General features: G+C 42.4%; 14 protein-coding genes and 3 pseudogenes. 5 read left to right on the plus strand and 12 right to left on the minus strand.

Going from position 1 to position 18617, the window contains the following annotated elements; genetic code table 11:
- The 7 genes and pseudogenes from BV390_RS28480 to BV390_RS28510 form a co-directional block, all read right to left on the minus strand.
- Positions 1 to 812: pseudogene (locus BV390_RS28480) on the minus strand (hypothetical protein); the annotation flags it as partial.
- A 63-nt stretch (positions 813 to 875) separates the two neighbouring features.
- Positions 876 to 1952: a DUF3150 domain-containing protein gene (locus BV390_RS28485; RefSeq protein WP_004026538.1), complete on the minus strand. Its 1077-nt coding sequence runs from the start codon at positions 1950 to 1952 to the stop codon at positions 876 to 878.
- A gap of 95 nt (positions 1953 to 2047) precedes the next feature.
- Entirely contained in the window at positions 2048 to 3100 is a 1053-nt protein-coding gene (locus tag BV390_RS28490) for an ATP-binding protein (RefSeq protein ID WP_004181771.1), read from the minus strand.
- Between the two features lie 27 nt (positions 3101 to 3127).
- Positions 3128 to 3949 (minus strand): hypothetical protein, encoded by an 822-nt coding sequence (locus BV390_RS28495; RefSeq protein WP_004181772.1) that lies wholly within the window; start codon positions 3947 to 3949, stop codon positions 3128 to 3130.
- Between the two features lie 61 nt (positions 3950 to 4010).
- Positions 4011 to 4364: a hypothetical protein gene (locus BV390_RS28500; protein ID WP_004181774.1), complete on the minus strand. Its 354-nt coding sequence runs from the start codon at positions 4362 to 4364 to the stop codon at positions 4011 to 4013.
- A 144-nt stretch (positions 4365 to 4508) separates the two neighbouring features.
- Positions 4509 to 5495 (minus strand): hypothetical protein, encoded by a 987-nt coding sequence (locus BV390_RS28505; protein WP_025368599.1) that lies wholly within the window; start codon positions 5493 to 5495, stop codon positions 4509 to 4511.
- A 333-nt stretch (positions 5496 to 5828) separates the two neighbouring features.
- Entirely contained in the window at positions 5829 to 7628 is a 1800-nt protein-coding gene (locus BV390_RS28510) for an ATP-dependent helicase (RefSeq protein ID WP_004181776.1), read from the minus strand.
- A 290-nt stretch (positions 7629 to 7918) separates the two neighbouring features.
- On the opposite strand from BV390_RS28510, the gene BV390_RS28515 reads away from it, so the two are divergent.
- The 3 genes from BV390_RS28515 to BV390_RS28525 all read left to right on the plus strand — a co-directional run bounded on the left by BV390_RS28515 (position 7919) and on the right by BV390_RS28525 (position 9821).
- A complete protein-coding gene (locus tag BV390_RS28515) occupies positions 7919 to 8167 on the plus strand; it encodes a type II toxin-antitoxin system Phd/YefM family antitoxin (RefSeq protein WP_004181777.1) in 249 nt (82 codons plus the stop codon).
- Entirely contained in the window at positions 8157 to 8441 is a 285-nt protein-coding gene (locus BV390_RS28520) for a type II toxin-antitoxin system RelE family toxin (protein WP_004181778.1), read from the plus strand. Before BV390_RS28515 ends, BV390_RS28520 begins: the two co-directional genes overlap by 11 nt.
- Positions 8442 to 8594: 153 nt before the next feature.
- On the plus strand, positions 8595 to 9821 hold the full coding sequence (locus BV390_RS28525; protein ID WP_040209639.1) for an RNA-guided endonuclease InsQ/TnpB family protein: 1227 nt from the start codon (positions 8595 to 8597) through the stop codon (positions 9819 to 9821).
- A 270-nt stretch (positions 9822 to 10091) separates the two neighbouring features.
- Here the strand turns inward: BV390_RS28525 and BV390_RS28530 are convergent.
- Together BV390_RS28530 and tnpA are read right to left on the minus strand one after the other, a co-directional pair.
- Positions 10092 to 10316: pseudogene (locus BV390_RS28530) on the minus strand (zinc ribbon domain-containing protein); the annotation flags it as partial.
- 78 nt (positions 10317 to 10394) lie between these two features.
- Positions 10395 to 10823, minus strand: a complete 429-nt coding sequence (tnpA, locus tag BV390_RS28535; protein WP_077257669.1) for an IS200/IS605 family transposase — start codon at positions 10821 to 10823, stop codon at positions 10395 to 10397.
- A 35-nt stretch (positions 10824 to 10858) separates the two neighbouring features.
- On the opposite strand from tnpA, the gene BV390_RS28540 reads away from it, so the two are divergent.
- Positions 10859 to 12046, plus strand: coding sequence for an RNA-guided endonuclease InsQ/TnpB family protein (locus BV390_RS28540; RefSeq protein WP_040209642.1), 1188 nt, complete (start codon positions 10859 to 10861; stop codon positions 12044 to 12046).
- A gap of 92 nt (positions 12047 to 12138) precedes the next feature.
- Here the strand turns inward: BV390_RS28540 and BV390_RS32020 are convergent.
- A pseudogene (locus BV390_RS32020) lies at positions 12139 to 13240 on the minus strand (conjugal transfer protein TraG N-terminal domain-containing protein); the annotation flags it as partial.
- A gap of 505 nt (positions 13241 to 13745) precedes the next feature.
- Between BV390_RS32020 and BV390_RS28550 the strand changes: the two are divergent.
- On the plus strand, positions 13746 to 14594 hold the full coding sequence (locus BV390_RS28550; protein ID WP_064794295.1) for a hypothetical protein: 849 nt from the start codon (positions 13746 to 13748) through the stop codon (positions 14592 to 14594).
- A 48-nt stretch (positions 14595 to 14642) separates the two neighbouring features.
- Here BV390_RS28550 and traN read toward each other — a convergent pair whose 3' ends face one another.
- Positions 14643 to 17828 (minus strand): conjugal transfer protein TraN, encoded by a 3186-nt coding sequence (gene traN / locus BV390_RS28555; RefSeq protein WP_070083078.1) that lies wholly within the window; start codon positions 17826 to 17828, stop codon positions 14643 to 14645.
- Between the two features lie 9 nt (positions 17829 to 17837).
- Positions 17838 to 18617, minus strand: a 780-nt coding sequence (locus BV390_RS28560) for a TraU family protein (protein WP_227517260.1), incomplete at its 5' end; no start/stop codon positions are given.

Genomic DNA, 18617 nt, shown 5'->3' on the forward strand with positions numbered 1-18617 from the left:
TCAGAGTCATCAGAGCCGTCAGAGTCATCAGAGTCATCTAATCGGTTTTGTTCTTCTTTATCTTTTAGATCATCACGTAACTTTTCTAGTTCTTCATATAGTTTCAATCCTAACTCACATGCCATAAGAGTTGAATTAACCCCTGTGGCTTCGAGAATCAAAGAATCAAAACGGTCTTTCATGTCGAATAGAACAGTATCAGCAAGAGCAAAAAAATCATTCAATATTTCAGGAACGCCTTCTTGCCCAAGCTGATTTACACGAAGCTTGTTTAAAATATACATTTCAATGTAGGAAACGATATTAGAACCGTCACCAGTCATGTTTCCATCACTAACCATAAACGAATACATTTCAGCAAGCATTACTTTTGAAAGCGGAAACTGATTACCAGTTTTCTCTTCCATCTGAATGTCTTCGAAGAGGTTAATAGAACGATGAAGCCTCTTAAGTTTTATTTCCGCTTTTTTCTCCTCTTCTTTAGAGGAAAAACTAGCGGTTCCGTCAGGCATTATACATTCGAAGCCAGGTTGTTTTGATAAATATTCATTTTCAAAATCAACAGTAGTTTCGATTTCTGTATAACGATTATGACCACCTTCATGACATATCCAGCCGCTACATAGCTTCCAGTATTTGTCATTACTAAAGTCACCGTTTGGTAAAAAAATAGTTTTAGATCTCATGTTAATGCATGGTGTTGCATGTGGCCCCAAAAAAAGAACATTGAGTTCAGGATCAGCACCAATCACACGAGCAAGATTATCTACAGCCAACTTACTACGAATAGAATTGTTTAGCTTAATAGTCATATAGCACCCATAAAGTTAAATGGGCGCACCCATGTGGGTTTGCCCACAAGGGATTAGAAGATATCAAAAATTAAATGGAGTCGAGAAAGTTACTTTTTTCTGGACTACATCATTATTTGAGACCGGAGTTATCGAAGAATTAGATGTCTTAGCAGGAATACCATTTCCAGTAAAAGGATCAACGAAAATGGAACCAGTATTATTAGCCAAATTATCATCTAAATCGTTAAAACGATTTTTAATTTCGGCAATAAAACCTGTTACAAGATCGTCACCATCCATAATTCTGTTCAAACGATTCGTATCACTTAGCAGTAATAACCATTCGCGAAACAAACTCATGTGAAGGGGGGAATCCAAATTACCAGAAGGAAGATGGTTTAGTACGCTTTGGATAGAGTCAGCAATTTTAGTTGCACGATCATCCAAAAACATAAAACTCACAACCTTATCTTTTAAATTTGACAGTTTTTCTACGAAAGTCTGGTCAATTTTAGGTTTTGTGCAGGAAGCATAGATAGATTCAGCAGTCAGAGCAATATCCTGTATTAAACCAACTGAATAGCGGTCTCCTAAATCCTCTCCATCAATTGACATTGGTGTGAAAGGGATTGGATGGCTAATCTGGAAAAGAAACGATTTTTCGAAGTCATCTTTAGTCATTCTTAATTTTTCAATTAATTCTGCCAATTTAGGACTTCTGTCTTTTTCCATCTGAATGTATTCTTCATAACGCTCTAGAGCATTCTGAATGCCTTCCTTGAAATATTCTCGGACGGCCTCTACTTCAATCAAATACTCTTCCAACTTAGAGGTTGGCAGTATATTCATGGAGCTGAAAGGAATGCAGTATTTACGTTTGAGATTACTCAATCTTGTATGAACAGCGCTTTTAAAGTTCAAAGCCTTAGTAGAAATCCATTGGACTTCAACCTTACTCACACTCGATTGGTCCGATACTTCATCTTCATCAAGAAACTGTCGAATTTCATTCGTTCTACGGCGACCCTGACATCCTTCGACATCTACCTTAATAATAACGGCACCATCTTGTAATTCAGGATTGCGGTCGATGAAACTTTTTACAGTGTTACTGATTTGAGTGGTATCAGCAATAGCAGCGATTTTGATATTAGCCATGATATTTCTCCAGTATGCACCGGAAAAATATCTCCCAAAGGGAAAATATTTCCCGGTGGGGGGGGGGGTAGGTAAAATTTAAATAAACGTATCAATTACAATTGTGAAATTGAACGTGATACTTCTTCCGGGAAAAGTTGCTCAAGCAAAATTTCAGCTTTACTACATGCTTCAGAAGATAACTTAGACGTGAATGCAATTTTAAACCCAACAGAAATTTCTTCATCAAGGACTTTGGAGGTAGAAATCCATGAAATCAATTCACGAATATCCATCACCAGTTCGTCATCTTTCAGATTGTTAAGTTCAAAAGCAACTTTTGCAAACATTCTTAAACATGAAGGTTTCAAATCAGGAAAATGAGCCTCAGCTGCACAATACATAGCTTGTTCATCAGGTCGAATCATCGGCAATATTAAAAAACGCTTAATAAATGCAGAGTCTTGGGACTGTGATGAAGCGAAACGCATATCCTCTCCACTCATGTTAGTGTTAGCTGTACCAATAAAGCGGGTGTAGCGATTTGCATAAATCAACTCGCCACCTTCTTTACCGGTTGCCCACGGTTTACGCTCAAGCGGCATATGAAGCTTAGCTGCCGTATCTGGGTTTATTTTATCTATCTCATCAAGAAGAATGATATGCCCATCACGATAGCCTTGCACAAGGTCACTATAAACATACCGTGTATTTCCATTTTCTAGCGTTCTCATACCTTCAAGATCATCAATCGATAACTCATTGTTGATTTGTTTGATGGTGATAGGCCAGTTCAGCATATGGCTGATATATAATGCTAACTCCGTTTTACCAGATCCAGATTCTCCTTGCAGGCAGATGCCAGCAGTTACTTCATTATTTAAAAGTAACTTCACCATACGGCGTAGAGTGATCGGATTTGGACGATATTTACTGTTTAACGGAGCACGAAAAGGAGTAACTCTTTTGAAAATAGGTATAACGTCATTTTCTCCAAAACAGTCAACATTAAAGTGCTCGTTTGCACGGACAATAATGTATTCCTCTTCATCTTGATATTCTATAGCCTTGGTTAACTCATGAGGTTCGAAATATTTAATTTCTAAGTCAGAGTTAACATTCAAAGTTAGAATTTTTGCATTGTTGTTAGCAGTAGTAGCGGGTGTCATATATAACTCCGTTGGATATTTATGAAATTAAAGGTTTTTGATAATGGCTTTCGAAGTGCTGAAAAGTAATCCGTAATCAAAACCGTATACATGAGATATTACCTTACATGCATCGGAATATAACCACTCAACATAATCCACAGCTTCGGTTTTAAGAACATAAGAATCGGTATTCTGATCCAAAGTCCAGGCACCATTTTCACTTAGATTTTCAAGGATAATCATTTGCTCATCGAAAATCTTTTTAAAGAGTTTCAATCTGTCAGCTATTGACCATTTAATGATCAATGATCTCCTTGTATAACAATATCTATCATCTAAGAAATCTGACCATTTAATCGGGCCTATAATAGGATGAGAAAATGTTAAGTTGTCAGTTTCTAAAGATTTAATAAGATCTTGCCTTGACTCTCTTGAACGTATTGCAAGAAGAAGTCTTGACTTAATAAAATCAATAATTTCATCTGGGTCATATCCGAAGCGATGACACACAATTTGAAATTGTTTAGTACAATACCAATCTAACTCCAATTTTAATTTCGGTGTTAGATATCGAAACCCATTGGCATCAATTTTATAGACCATCGATTGGTCTATATGGTACTGAACGGTTACAAAAGATGACTCCATTATTTTATAGAAGAACGTACATATATGTTCATCTGTCCAAATGAAATCATCTAGCTCTTGATAATCATGGTTCGGTACTTTGTTACCATGATCTTCAACTATTGAGTTTGATTCCACAGGTATATATACCTTTTCTTTAATTCCATCATCCTCAAAGAAGAATCTGAAACTAAGTTGGTTTTCATTCTCAATCTTTCTTAATTTACTACTTAAATGCATGATAGGTTTCTCCATAGGAGAAACCCAAATGGGATTTCTCCCAATAGGGGTTAAAAAATTATTAACGTGTTAAGAACCTTGAACCGCCGAAACCTTCAATAGGCTTAGGAGCTCGGTGAATCAATTTCTGGGCCTGGACTCTAACAACCGTCAATTCACCAGAGTGAACTTTATCAGTCACCAGACAACCAGTTATCATCAGGTTATCGCCTCGAATAATCTCTTTAAACTCCTTATCATACAGGTCTTGAGGTATTTTCACTTGGATCGATGAAACTACCATTTCTATTTTACCATTTCTTTCCATTTCCTGTTTGTTATCCAGTATTAGCATAATAGTGTCATATTCATTACGAACAATCACCTTATTAACCTCGCCGGAAACGCAAACAGTATTTATGTGATTTGTAAACATGTTAGGCCTCTTTTAAAAAACAAAAAGAGACCCAAAAGGAGTCTCTTTTTCTCCTTATGGATGTGTGATTAAACAAAATTTAGAAGATGATACCTTTTTATAAAGGACAACTTTTATAGTTGAACTCCATGAATAAGATAAGTATCAATTATAGCCAATGAAGTTCATAATAGTTGAGATTCCGAAATAGAGAATGGCAACACAAGCAGCACCTTTCAGTACTCTTGATACCGTATTATCATATCCCTTTACAAAACTATTATTTTCTACAGCTTTAATTTCTTGAGCTTGATTTGTTTCCATAGCTGCTTTAGCTTTCATTTCATCATCTTTCAATGATGCTTCAAGTTTAAGCAGTCGTGGCATTAAATCTGCAACTACAAAATCAAAACCATTTACTTTGTGAATCATCATCTCGTTAAATGATAAGTCATAGTATTTGTCTTGAAGCCCGAATTCACTCATCAAAGGCTTCAATTTACCATAAAGGTCATTGAGGTCCTCATGACGAGATTCAACGGTCTCAACAAAGTGCTGACGTTTATAAAAAACATGCACCTCATCAATAACCATATCAAGCCATTGACTTACTTTAACAGCACCCAGCTTGGTCAGTTTATCTTTACCGAAGTGAAGAGACTCTGAAGTAACAATGGAGCTGATATTCAACTCAACAAGCTTTTCATCAAGAGATGATAAAAAAGCTTCGAGCGTTTTTTCACGTGGGATGTCGGGAAATTCTTCAAGAAGTTGTTCAGCCTCATCGAGGTTGATCTCATTAATGAAGACATCACCAACATTCACGCTGTAAATCACAGAACGTTCACAACCAACTAAATGCTTCAGTTTAGAACTTTCTTCAAGCGCCTTTAACTCAATTACACGGCTGACAGATTCTGTCATATACCAGATGTAACTCTTATCGTCATCGGTGCCTTTTTCTATTTTACAAATATCACTGCCAGTATTCGATGGTGGAATTTCTTCACCATAAAACGCTTTGGAATAAGCCATCAAAATTGAATCTTTCTCAATTTTGTCAGCAGCCGGGCGTGACGGTTTAGCACTGGTGGCGGTTTTAGCACGTGTTGGGGTTTTAGCTTTGGGTTTAGCAGTAGTAGCAGTAGTCATTTTATATACCTTTAAGTTTAGAATTAAATCCGGAAAAACCATTTACGCAGTTTATTTAGAAATTGGCGAAAGCCGTCGTTTATCACCCTGAAGCAACAAACCGCCTGAGTTTATACTTTTCTGGCATTAGAAAGTCCGTAGAAAGTTACTTTTTGAAAGCAATTTAACTACGAGTTGTGGTAAGACAGATGTGAGTTATCGCACCAGCGCCATTCTTTTGGAAAGAGGCTCTGGTGTCGAAACTCAAAATTGAGCTACCCATTTATGGATATCTTAGAAGGTATAAAGGTATTAAAAGTAAAACTATTGAGAAATTTATACATCAACCCTGTATCATTGTAAACACATATCTTCACTTCCCTCAATAATTGGTATTTCTTCAGCTAACTCAACTACTTTCGGGAACGACTCAGTGATAAACTCTGACGGTTTCCCATGCCAGGTAATGTAAAGCTCAAGCTCTGCCCTTGTCATCCCAACAAAAAATAAACGACGCTCCTCTTCTATCCCTTCATCACCGATAACCTTCGGTGAGGGTATTTGGTCGTGGTTGCAGTTGATGATTAGTACTTTTTTCCATTCCAGTCCTTTGGAACCATGGAGCGTGCAGAGACAGATTCCACTTTGCTCTGTTTCACTAGATTCCACTTTGTTACCCATGGTCATGCCAGCTGCAATATTTAGCATCTTAAGCCATCCATCTTTCATTGCCCAACGGTAGCATGACATTAAAGAAATCCGGGTTACTGACGAATCACCTTTCGTATTGGACATCTTGTATCCGGCCATTTCTAACCATTCTTTAATTTTTTTAAAACGGTTTTCAATTTCTTCTTTGACTCGTGTATCAGTCATCATCGGTGCCATGTGCTTGTGTAGGGTTTTGGTAAGGACTGATGCATCAGGAGGTAAATCAGTTTGTTGAAAAGTAACTTTTTTGGAACTCATATGCTTCCACACTGTGTCCAAAACTTGTTCATCCTCATTGAGGAAAGATAGAACTCGTTTCATCAGACCGATGTTACCTGGCTGTCGGAAAAAGGAGAACAGATGGAGAATGTTACTTGGCTCTAATCCCTCCCAGAAGGATTTTCCCCCTATCCTCGTAACCGGAACTTCAAGATAACTTTCCATTTTGTCGAGTGTCGTGTTGTTTCGGCTTAAAATCGCCCAATCATGAGGGTTTTTCTCCACCAGCTCCTTGATCACATCAAATTGGTCGTCTGCCTTATCCGATCTTATAAAAGTTACTTTTCCTTTATCCCCATTTCTGCCTGACACGAGACTCTTTTCATAGCGGGCTTTGTTCTTTCTGATCACTGTATCAGCAAATTTAAGGATCAATGGTGCACACCTGAAACATTTGGTCAGGTGAAAAACGTTAGGATTATATGCTTTATCAAACTGACGAAAGATCTTAACTCCACCTGCATCTCTGAAACTGTATATTGTCTGGTCATCATCGCCTACGATTGTGGTGTTGATGCCCCTCTTTGCGTGCTCAGATATCCAAGTGAATTGAATACCATCGGTGTCCTGTACTTCATCAACAATCAGATGAGTAATACTTAAAGGCCTCATCTTATCGGCACTCAACATGCCCACTACATACTTTGAAAGTGAGTTAAAATCTGCAACATTATCCTTTTTGCAAAAGCTCATGTACTCGTTGTAGAACGCCACCTGGTCGCGTGTATATTTAATCCTGATAATGTCCGGGTTAAGCTCCCGGCCAATGCCGTCGATGAATGGCATTATGTCGTTCACACTTTCATGGTAGTTAAGATGTTTTTGTACCCGTGATACCATCGCCATTTGTTTGTGTCCGATTAGAAGCCCTCCTTTCCAACCGGTCTGGTTTACCATTTTTTTTATAAAACCGTGAAAGGTATCGACCTCTATACGGTTGAGAAACCTCGGCTCTATCATTTTCTGGAGGCTATTTTTTAAAGAGTCTGTGGCCGCACGGGTAAAGGTTACCAGGGATACCCGGGCCAATGGATGACGTTGAAAAATGGCTTTTGTTCCCTCCTTCATGGTGAAGGATTTGCCACTCCCTGGACAGGCAATGACCATCGTGTTTTTATCCATATTTTGTATAACACGCTCTTGTTCTTCTGTACTCGATGACATCTTAGCTCCTTCCTGTTCCGGCATAAATCATGTCACATTCAGGAAAGAATTTTCTGAAATAGAGGCTGTTTTTCGTTTTATCTTCAGTATTTTGTATCATTGACTGCTCCCCGCCCAGAATGTACTGCACCTTTACTCAGTTGGAGTTCAACTTTTGGGATGCAGTTCAAAACAGGGCGAGGATTCCAACCCGCACGGGACGAGATTTCTAGGGAACTTAACTGATAAAAGCACCTTTAAAAGCACTCTTAAGCGTGCTATAATTGAGACTCTGAACAGGAGGTTTTTTTATGGCATTTCAGGTACTAACCACTACTGCAGCAAGCATCACAGAGCTTAAACGTGATCCTATGGGCACTTTCAATGCAGGAGAAGGTGCCCCTGTAGCCATACTGAATCGCAACGAACCCGCTTTTTACTGTGTACCGCCTGCTCTGTATGCTCAACTGATGGAGCTTCTTGAAGATCAGGAGCTGGGTCGTATTGCTGATGAGCGAATTGGTGAGGCGGTAATCGAGGTCAGTCTAGATGACTTATAAGCTGGCCTTTAATGAATCAGCTCTGAAAGAATGGAAAAAATTGGGCCATACCATTCGGGAACAATTCAAAAAGAAGCTCGCTGAGCGCCTGTTGAACCCACGGGTGCCCGCATCGCAACTACATGGACGCAAAGACCAATACAAAATAAAGCTCCGTGGCGCAGGCTACCGACTGGTTTACAGTGTCAACGATGATGTTGTGACGGTCACCGTAATTGGCGTCGGTAAACGTGAGAATGATGATATTTACAATTTAACCAAACACAGAAATTAAGAGCCCATTCGTTCAGGTATTTAGTCACAAAAACAATCTTTACATGTAATAAATAGTCGGAATACCGACTTCTGTTTATTTCCTGCACCTGTTGACTCCGTGATATATATATGGTTATTTATACAGGTTGTCTCAATACACTCTGAATGCAAAATGCTAATCCAGAAAGCGTATAAATACAGACTCAACCCGACAGATGCACAGGCGCAACGACTGCGTCAGATGTGCGGCTGCGCCCGTTTTGTCTGGAATTACGCCCTGGCAGAGACGCAGCGTATTCTTGAGGCCGGACAAAAACTCCCTTCCGCCTTTGAGCTGAATAAGATGCTGACAGGATGGAAGAAACTCCCTGAGCTGGCGTTTTTATCAGATGCCTACACCGACAACCTTCAGCAGAAACTGAAAGACCTGCACGGGGCATGGGAACGGTGCTTTGATAAAAAGCTGGCAGCGAAAGCGCCCGTGTTCAAACATAAAAGCCACGGCAATGACTCTGTTCGTTTCGTCAATTTTGACAAATACTGCCAGCTTCAGCACAGACGCGTTAAGTTACCCTCGGGGCTGGGCTGGGTGACATTCCGGCAGTCCCGCGCCGTTGTGGGTAAAATCAAAAACGCAACGGTCAGCCAGCACGCTGGCGGCTGGTATATCTCATTTCAGGTAGAAATGGTGGTCGAACAGCCCACGCACCCGTCAACGTCTGCTGTCGGCCTGGATGCCGGTATCTGCAAGCTGGTAACGCTGTCAGACGGCACGGTGTTTGAACCTGTCAACAGTTTTAAACAGAACCAAAGCAGACTGGCAAGGTTACAGCGCCAGCTTGCCCGTAAAGTGAAATTCAGCGCAAACTGGAAGAAGCAGAAAGCAAAAATTTCCCGCTTACACGCGCATATCACCAATATCCGCCGCGATTACCTTCATAAAGTCACGACAACAATCAGCAAAAACCACGCGATGATCGTTATTGAAGATTTGAAGGTTTCCAACATGGCGAAATCGGCAGCGGGTACGGCAGACGAGCCGGGGCGCAACGTTACGGCAAAATCAGGTCTTAACCGGGCGATACTGGATCAGGGCTGGTACGAAATGCGCCGCCAGCTCGAATATAAGCAGCGATGGCGCGGCGGTGAGGTGCTGGCAGTAAATCCGGCCTACACCAGCCAGAAATGCGCCTGCTGTGGTCATACCTCGAAGGAAAACCGTCAATCGCAGGCCACATTTGTCTGCGTGGCGTGTGGATACGAAGCGAATGCTGATGTAAACGGCGCTTGTAATATTTTAGCGGCAGGACATGCCGTACTTGCCTGTGGAGGGACGGTGCAGTCAGTCCGCCCGATGAAGCAGGAACCTGGCACTGAGCGATCAGTCGTCACCCACTAATGGGAATCCCCCTCCTGAATCGCGCAGCGTGAAGGTGGGGAGGATGTCAAATTCCGTATAACACGTTCTTGTTCTTCAGTACTTGATTACATCTTAATTCCCTTATGTTCCTGCATAAATCATTTCACATTCAGGAATTATTTTTGGAAATATAGGCTTTTTAGTTTTTTTCATGATTTTTTCCTCGTCACCGGTAGCTCAAGTTAACAGCCTCCCCCTCTCTGAAGAAGGGCGAGGATTACCACTTCAACGCAACCTACCTAAACCACATTAAGCGGCTTTAGGGTTTACAGTCGCTCCGTGGGCTAATGTGATCAGCCCGACCGCTTTTATATTCTTCGCCGCATTTACGTCACTATCATGGTTAGCCCCACATTCAGGGCAAATCCATGACCTGACGTTAAGCGCCATTTTTGTCATGGTATAGACGCAACCGCTATAGCGTTTTGAGGACGGGAAAAACTGGTCAATGGCGACCACGGATCGCCCCGACCATCTTTTGTCTCAAAGGGTACTCCCACCGTGGCAGGCGGGAGGGGAATTTGAATTGACGCGCTAGCGTTAAAGGAACATTTAGCCGCGCTGGTGCTGAATGTAGCGCTTTACGACTTCCAGCGGTGCTCCACCACATGACCCAACAAAGTAGCTGCGTGACCAGAGAACAGGCTTATTGTACGCCTCCCGCAAATCCAGAAATTCATTCCGTAGCCGCCGACTTGTGACGGCTTTCAGGCTGTTAACCAGTTTTGACAGTTGCACAGTTGGTGGGTATTCGACCAGCATGTGAACATGATCGGCTTCTCCGTCACATTCTTTCAGTACAGCACCGAAATCACCGCAAACTTCACCTGCATACTGATTTACTTTTTCCAGATGTAACTCACCGAAAACTTTACGGCGGTACTTAGTCACAAAAACAATGTGAACATGTAATAAATAGGCAGAATGACGACTTCTGTTTATTTCCTGCACCTGTTGACTCCGTGATGTACATATGGTTATTTATACAGGTTATCTCAATACACACTGAATGCAAAATGCTAATCCAGAAAGCGTATAAATACAGACTCAATCCGACAGATGCACAGGCGCAACGACTGCGTCAGATGTGCGGCTGCGCCCGTTTTGTCTGGAATTACGCCCTGGCAGAGACGCAGCGTATTCTTGAGGCCGGACAAAAACTCCCTTCCGCCTTTGAGCTGAATAAAATGCTGACAGGATGGAAGAAATTACCTGACCTGGCGTTTTTATCTGATGCCTACACCGACAACCTTCAGCAGAAACTGAAAGACCTGCACGGGGCATGGATACGGTGCTTTGATAAAAAACTGGCAGCGAAAGCGCCCGTGTTCAAACGTAAAACCCACGGCAATGATTCCGTTCGTTTCGTCAATTTTGACAAATACTGCCAGCTTGAGTACAGACGCGTTAAGTTACCCTCGGGGCTGGGCTGGGTGACATTCCGGCAGTCCCGGGCCGTTGTGGGTAAAATCAAAAACGCAACGGTCAGCCAGCACGCTGGCGGCTGGTATATCTCGTTTCAGGTAGAAATGGAGGTCGAACAGCCCGCGCACCCGTCAACGTCTGCTGTCGGCCTGGATGCCGGTATCTGCAAGCTGGTAACGCTGTCAGACGGCACGGTGTTTGAACCTGTCAACAGTTTTAAACAGAACCAAAGCAGACTGGCAAGGTTACAGCGCCAGCTTGCCCGTAAAGTGAAATTCAGTGCGAACTGGAAGAAGCAGAAAGCAAGAATTTCCCGCTTACATTCGCATATCGCCAACATCCGCCGCGATTACCTTCACAAAGTCACGACAACAATCAGCAAAAACCACGCGATGATCGTTATTGAAGATTTGAAGGTTTCCAACATGTCGAAATCGGCAGCGGGTACGGTAGACGAGCCGGGGCGCAACGTTGCGGCAAAATCAGGTCTTAACCGGGCGATACTGGATCAGGGCTGGTACGAAATGCGCCGCCAGCTCGAATATAAGCAGCGATGGCGCGGCGGTGAGGTGCTGGCAGTAAATCCGGCATATACCAGCCAGAAATGCGCGCGTTGCGGTCATACAGTAAAGGAAAATCGTCAATCGCAGGCAGTATTTGTCTGCGTGGCGTGTGGATACGAAGCGAACGCCGACATAAACGGCGCTCAAAATATTCTCGCGGCAGGACATGCCGTGTTGTCCGGGATTAACCCCGGACGCGCCCGTAAGGCGGCGTAAGCCGTTAAGCGAGGAACCGGGCAATGCGGTAACGCGTTGCTACCCTACAAAGGGAATCCCCTTCCTGATTCACGTAGTGAGAAGGTGGGGGAGGATGTCAAGTAGCTGAACATTTCCAGGAACGATATTGCAGCGCCTGAGATGTTCAGCCAGAGTTGCCCTTGACTGACCATGGCGTTGGTTCGTTTCATGCTCGCTTCGAAGAGTTGGTAATCTGCGGCGATACCCAACGACTTGCGATACTGCAGCACACCTTTATCTATTTGGTTGAGGACAAAAGCCCCTGTGGTGATATCGTGAGCCTGACCAGCGCTTCCAAAAAGCGAAGACGCCACACCTTGCAGAAAGTCACTTTTTTGTCCTGACTCTTCTTTAGCCGATTCAACAAACTGATTCATCTGCCCTATACGTTTCATGATAGATACGCCCAGGCGTCGGAACAGGATGCATACTGCAGTCCGGTGGATGTCACCATGTGGACGCTGGCCGTCTTCAGGCTGTTTGTCGTCATTGAATCCATCACCGTTTCTATTGAACCAAGATCAGTGACATAGATTTCATTTAACGCCACCCCTCTTAGTGGGGTCTGAACCTCTGAGTCCTGGGTCGTTTTAATACAATCGCGTGCAATAGACTGGATGATTCTGCAGACATCAAAGGCGACAGGTTTTTCACTCCCGCTCATCGTATTCGGGAAAGCCTGACAGAACCCACTGGATTCCCCGCCCCACTCCATATATTTGACCATTTTTGTCATTGGCCCCAGCGTCAGGCTGTCATCGAGCGTGTCAGTGACCTGCCCCACCGGCGTAAGCGGGTCAAACGCTGCTCGCCAGTCCGTAATTAGCCCGTGAAGTAATCCGGTTGTCAGTTAACCGGTTGACGCGATAAATAACGGTACATTGTCTATGTTCCTGACCTCCCCTGTTTTAACCGATTCCAGAGTGACATCGGCTTTAATGACGGGAATTGAATAGAACAGCAACCCCATTATCCAGCAGAAGATCGGGACTTCGTTTTTTGTGGGGGCAAGGACCCACCGCAGGGATTTATAAAAAAGTCCAATTGCTGCTGCATATTCAGCAAATCTGAGCCATTCATTGGATCCGTGAGTGGAAATAATCAGCGCGATCCCGTAAAAGCCGTATAAACAAAATCGATATCACTAATGGTATATATAGTAAAGTTGCTCATTTACCCCCCTACACTGTATTGAGGGTAGCTGACCTCTATTAGATACGTTGAATCTATGCCGAAAACGACGTCTCATGTTGAGTTTGAAAGTTGCATTAAATCGACTCCTGACAGTACTACTGGGAAAAGTAACTCTTCTAAAAAAGTTACTTTTTGGTAGTTTCTCCTCGAAGGTTTCGAGGCATGGTGTAAAGCACTTATGCCTCCTGGTAGAAGGTTCACTTTTTTCTCGCCATACAAACAATTAACAACGCTGAGTATCTTTCTATGTCTTATCATCTTTTCAGCCCATTGGTGCAATCTATATATTTTCACATAGTTGAATTTTATTTCTTCCAAATAAGGGTAGGGAAAATCGAAAAAGTTGATTTTTTTTGGACAGGTATATTTTCAACTTTAACGCCTGTTTTTGAGTTTGGTTACTCAGATGTCCAACCGAAAAATAGTATCTTGCACGTGCATAATTTTATGAAATAATGATGGAAACAACCACTGGGGCATTTCAATGAAAAAAACATTATTAGCTATCCTCACATGCACTCTTCTGGCCGGATGCGCCACTCAACCACAGAGCCCAGATAACCGTATGTTCACAAAAGAACACGGTGTTTACTGGCATGCAGATCCTCAAAAATCGGTGGCAACGAACGCATACGCACTTGCAGGTGTACCAGTAAATGTAGATGAAGCAGAGAATGCAGGAGGGGGAGTTGATGAAGGTCTTGCTTCAAAAATGCTTCTGAACACTGCTACCGGTGTAATAACAGGCGGGCTTAAAGCTGGAATTGGGATGTTTACGGCATCACTCTACAGCGAGGCTGATGCTGAATTTCTCATGGTTCCACAGAGTGTGGTTTTCGTTTCAAATCCTCGCAATCTTCCTTATGACGACCCATCACTTATAAAAGAAGGGGCCAGAATTGTTATCGAGTCAATAAAGGAACAACCTAAAATTTTAGGTGCAACTTATGAGGGTCAAATAAACGCCTTGAACGCATGCACAATCTCAAAATCTTCAATGGGACCTTGGGATAGTTGCGAACTTAAATCAAAGGTAGAAAACTCAGGGGATGTAGGAAGTGAGTTCTTCAAATACCAGGTTATCCGGCCAGCAACTGGTGATGAATTAGCTCAGCTTTCGTTGCCAAAAGGTAATTACTCGATAATTCGATATACTAATATTTTTAGTAAGAATGCTACATTTATGACTAATAACTTTCCAGGTTTTATTCTACAGCCTCAATCAAAGAAAACAGCACCTGGATTTCCTAGTGTGACAATTAATAATCTTGAATATTATTTTATTAAAGGTGATCTTGGAAAGAAAGGATTTCCTCATAAGAAAGAAATATAATCCGGATTTGTCAGTGAACGGAAAGGCCGGGTCTCCGGCCTCCTACTTTTAATTAATTGAATTACCAGTTACAGGATCAACGTAGACAGAGCCTACCTCACATACACTTGGTCTCGGAAGGTATGAACAATCTACATTGTTGCCATTAATTGCCTGCACATTCTCTTCTCTCGCTTTGGTCATATTGATACTACCCCCCATCGACTCCAGTGTTCGCTCCGAGGACAATTGCGCCTCGTTATTTTTATATGGACCCATATTAGCTACAGAACTCTCTGTGAATGCTGCGTATTCATCCGGGACTTCCCCCGCGACAACTGCTGATTCAATATACTCAGTCATATCTATTTTATCCCAGTCAAGTTGCTGGACCTGTGAGATAGTTAATCCCACACAACCACTTTCTACAGGATTAATTCCCAATTGCGGATATGCCTGCTGCATTATTACCCTTGATAATAAAGAGTTATAACAGCACATGTCGGTTGCTTTTTTAATGCACTTCTTAGTGAAGCCAACGTTGAGATATTTAACGCAACGATCTGTATCAATAACAAAACATGCCCCTTGGTTTTTGTGAATTGACGCTTCCATCTCTTTTTGGTCACAAGCCAGAAGCATTTCGAGAAGCATTTTTGTGATTTGATAAGCAGTATATATCCAACCAACTATGTTTAAAGCTAACATAAAATTCTGAACAGCACTTGAGAAAACTGCCTGTCCAAGTTGTGTGGTGGCCGTCTTATCAAACACAAAGTCCCTGATTGCATCGGGCAACATATCGTAAGCTTTATTCATCAACTGCTGTTTTATTGCAGCGAGACCGCCGGTCTGTAACCCATCTTTGGTGAGCTCTGTTGTAACAGCTGAACCTCCCCCTTCAACTGTTGAAGAGCCAATAAGTCTCGAGACGTTTCCTGCTATTGATTCATAAGCAGAAGTTAGTGGTTCAGTCACGCGTTGCCACATTTGGCCCACGCTTGAAGATACACCGGAGGTCCATTGTCCGACAGAGTTCGTCATCGATGCCCACGTACCTGACTCACCACCAGTCCAGGTTGTCAGCTTTGCTGATATTTTTTCCCAGTTTGTGTTTCTGAGCATTGTCCCGGCTAAGATAATTGCCTCTAGTTTTCCGGCTGCACCTTTAGGAGCTTCGCAGCAATCTGTTTTTGCCAACCCGTTTACAAAGCCTACAGAACGGCCACACCATTGCTTCTCTCCGGAGAAGACAATGCAACTATTGGGGTCGTTAGGGTCACTACACATAGCATCGCCCTGCATGTTCTGAACCATGCTGCTATAGGCTGCGACCTTACCGAAATCACTGTTTTGTTCATTCGCACCGGTATTACAAGTACCTCCTGAACATGGGATCATGCCTACGCAGGTGTTTGCTTCGTTTGTTACTGTCACAGTCCTTGTTATTCCTTCATCACAGGTCCACTTTTGTTCGTACATGTAACATTGATTAGTAGCAGAATCGAACCATCCCTCAGCGCATGTTTGACTGGACATAGTGCATGCAGAGTTTGTAGAGTATTTTGAACATGCATCAGGCATATTCTTTATCTGGTCATAATTGTAACAAGCCTCATTGCCATTCTCATCTTTAAGAATATTTCCTGATGCATCATACTGACATAATTTTTCTTTCCCTAACGGATCGCAAAAATATCCTTCTAGATTAGTTTTCCAGGTTAAGTTACCTTGGTCTCCTTCATATAAAGGTGATGCATATTGCAATATCGATTGTGGTAAACGTTTAGTGCCTACATCAAGATCGGCAAAACGATCAAACCTGCAAAATGAACCTGTTTGTTTAACAACATCGTAGCAGCCAGGTGGGTCCTGTATATGTTTATCTTCAAGTTTGATATTTTCAAAAATTAGTTCTACTTCAAAGTACCCTTCACCGTTACCCCCGACCCATACAGTAGATGACATTTCAACTTCGTGGTCACTTTCTTTGTACACGGATTCTGAAACTTGGCGCGTTATATCAATAGGTTCCTTTAATTTATTCGATTTATTTCTCTCCATGCCATTACGTGGTGGGCCATAACCAGGTTCGCGATATTCACCATCGATATGAGCAAAAATCTGCTTGCCATCAAGATTAACTTGCATGTGGTCATCCCACTCAGCATTTACTATGCTTGCTGATTTTAAGATAGCGTCCTGGTGGAAATGAAGCGTCATGCTATTGTCATAAACACCACCAGACCAGTAGTCATTACCACGCTTTCCGAACCAGATACGTATACAGTTATCGCCACATACGCTTAGGTCACCATTACCACCAGAGATGTAAACTGGTACACTGAAGTCACGTGTAATAGTGCAACTACCATAATTATCTTTTTTAGGTGCGTTACAGTAATATTCCTTATAATCAGGAATATGTTTTTCTTTTGTTGTAGTTGTGGTCTGTGTTGAACAGTTTTGCAACCATTGACCCGTACCAGCCGCTGCGTTTGCTATTTCATTTCTGCCACTTGTAAACATTGGGTCATTTGGCGAAATATTAGGGGCTGGATTGGATTTTGTTGCAGCCACCAGCGAACGATATGCTTGCCCATCATAACTATTAGCAGTGAATAATTGACTCTTACGAGTTTTTATATCGTTAATGAATCCTTTCTCGTCACCATAACTATCACCAGCATTAAACTGAACATCAGCATTATTTTGCTCTGAACTATACATTTCAGCTGTATTGGTACTAGTGATCGCGCCTCCAGGATTGGGGTTGTTACTTATAGATATACTTCCATCCTGGTTACGTGAAAGTAACTTTCCACCGTTTTCTGAACCTTTTATGTTTATATTATTACCGTTCATGTTGGGTAGCATTACCGTACCAGCGATGTCCGAACCATCAGTTTTGGCATAATTCAAAACATCATCATTTGTGAATGTTTTTCCACCATATTTCTTCAGGTCCATTGACGAACTGTTAGTACTATCAAAACCATTTATTTTGTCGGTATAAGAAGGATTTTCACTATTCTTATATTTTTCTAAAATGTCCTCTGTAGTTACTGTTGAAGTTCTGTTCGCTGCAGGATTAGCAAGATCAAAATTGTTTTCCAGTTGTTCATAAATTTCGTTTGCCGCATATACTTTCGGTGCCATCACAATATTGAGAAGCGTGACATAATACGCCCAACTGAGCGTATTAGTTACGATTGACACAGCTACGGCTAAGGAAACAGCCCTTTTAAATATCATCTTGACCCCTTAACCAAGCCACCTTACGCAGCAATCGTTATAACGCCAAAGCATGTATACATAGTTATTTACACCTATACGTTTTCGTCCGCCCTTCCGTGTCGACCAGTCATGAACAGAATCACCAAGTCTATGACAACATTCCGGTCCTTCTGCTTCCGGTACGGGATACAGCATCGATAGCCTGTACTGTGATCTAGGCATGAAATAACTGAACCTGCGTTCGCACATAGCGTCCTGGCCCATGGTTTTCATCAACATTCCTTGCCTGTGCAACTTGGTAATCATTCGTTGAGTTAATAATGAGGAAACCCGGACTGAATCGTCATTCGCAAAAACATGGCCGGTTAGCGGATAGAGGTTACCATCACAACCTGCACAAAAGTGGGCACTCAGATTGTCAGCCCCAGCTGTAACCTTCACACAGTCAGCTGCGCACCACATTGAAGCAATAGGATTTGCGAAAACAACTGCCTCAGGATTTAATACGAGTGTAAGCAGGTCATTTTCCCAGAGCGGATCAACTTCGCTAATGTAGGTAAGAGACGGGTCAATATAAGGCTCAGCGGTACAATCCCCCATAATGAGGAGCTTAAGCATCACTAGGATCGGAAACTCCCATAAGTGAACATCATAAAACCCTGCCTCATTACCCCCTTTGGGCCTGTTAGTTGCTCCTTTCCCGGCACTGTTGCAAATAGTCGGTGGTGATAAACTTATCATCCCCTTTTGCTGATGGAGCTGCACATGAACCCATTCAAAGGCCGGCATTTTCAGCGTGACATCATT

It is taken from the genome of Klebsiella sp. YJ, assembly GCF_002108615.1.
Taxonomy (GTDB): Bacteria; Pseudomonadota; Gammaproteobacteria; order Enterobacterales; family Enterobacteriaceae; genus Klebsiella; species Klebsiella planticola.

Coding starts and splice junctions, on each gene's coding strand:
- BV390_RS28485 (WP_004026538.1), bottom strand. CDS start 1,952: ATGGCTAATATCAAAATCGCTGCTATTGCTGATACCACTCAAATCAGT.
- BV390_RS28490 (WP_004181771.1), bottom strand. CDS start 3,100: ATGACACCCGCTACTACTGCTAACAACAATGCAAAAATTCTAACTTTG.
- BV390_RS28495 (WP_004181772.1), bottom strand. CDS start 3,949: ATGCATTTAAGTAGTAAATTAAGAAAGATTGAGAATGAAAACCAACTT.
- BV390_RS28500 (WP_004181774.1), bottom strand. CDS start 4,364: ATGTTTACAAATCACATAAATACTGTTTGCGTTTCCGGCGAGGTTAAT.
- BV390_RS28505 (WP_025368599.1), bottom strand. CDS start 5,495: ATGACTACTGCTACTACTGCTAAACCCAAAGCTAAAACCCCAACACGT.
- BV390_RS28510 (WP_004181776.1), bottom strand. CDS start 7,628: ATGTCATCGAGTACAGAAGAACAAGAGCGTGTTATACAAAATATGGAT.
- BV390_RS28515 (WP_004181777.1), top strand. CDS start 7,919: ATGGCATTTCAGGTACTAACCACTACTGCAGCAAGCATCACAGAGCTT.
- BV390_RS28520 (WP_004181778.1), top strand. CDS start 8,157: ATGACTTATAAGCTGGCCTTTAATGAATCAGCTCTGAAAGAATGGAAA.
- BV390_RS28525 (WP_040209639.1), top strand. CDS start 8,595: ATGCTAATCCAGAAAGCGTATAAATACAGACTCAACCCGACAGATGCA.
- BV390_RS28540 (WP_040209642.1), top strand. CDS start 10,859: ATGCTAATCCAGAAAGCGTATAAATACAGACTCAATCCGACAGATGCA.
- BV390_RS28550 (WP_064794295.1), top strand. CDS start 13,746: ATGAAAAAAACATTATTAGCTATCCTCACATGCACTCTTCTGGCCGGA.
- traN (WP_070083078.1), bottom strand. CDS start 17,828: ATGATATTTAAAAGGGCTGTTTCCTTAGCCGTAGCTGTGTCAATCGTA.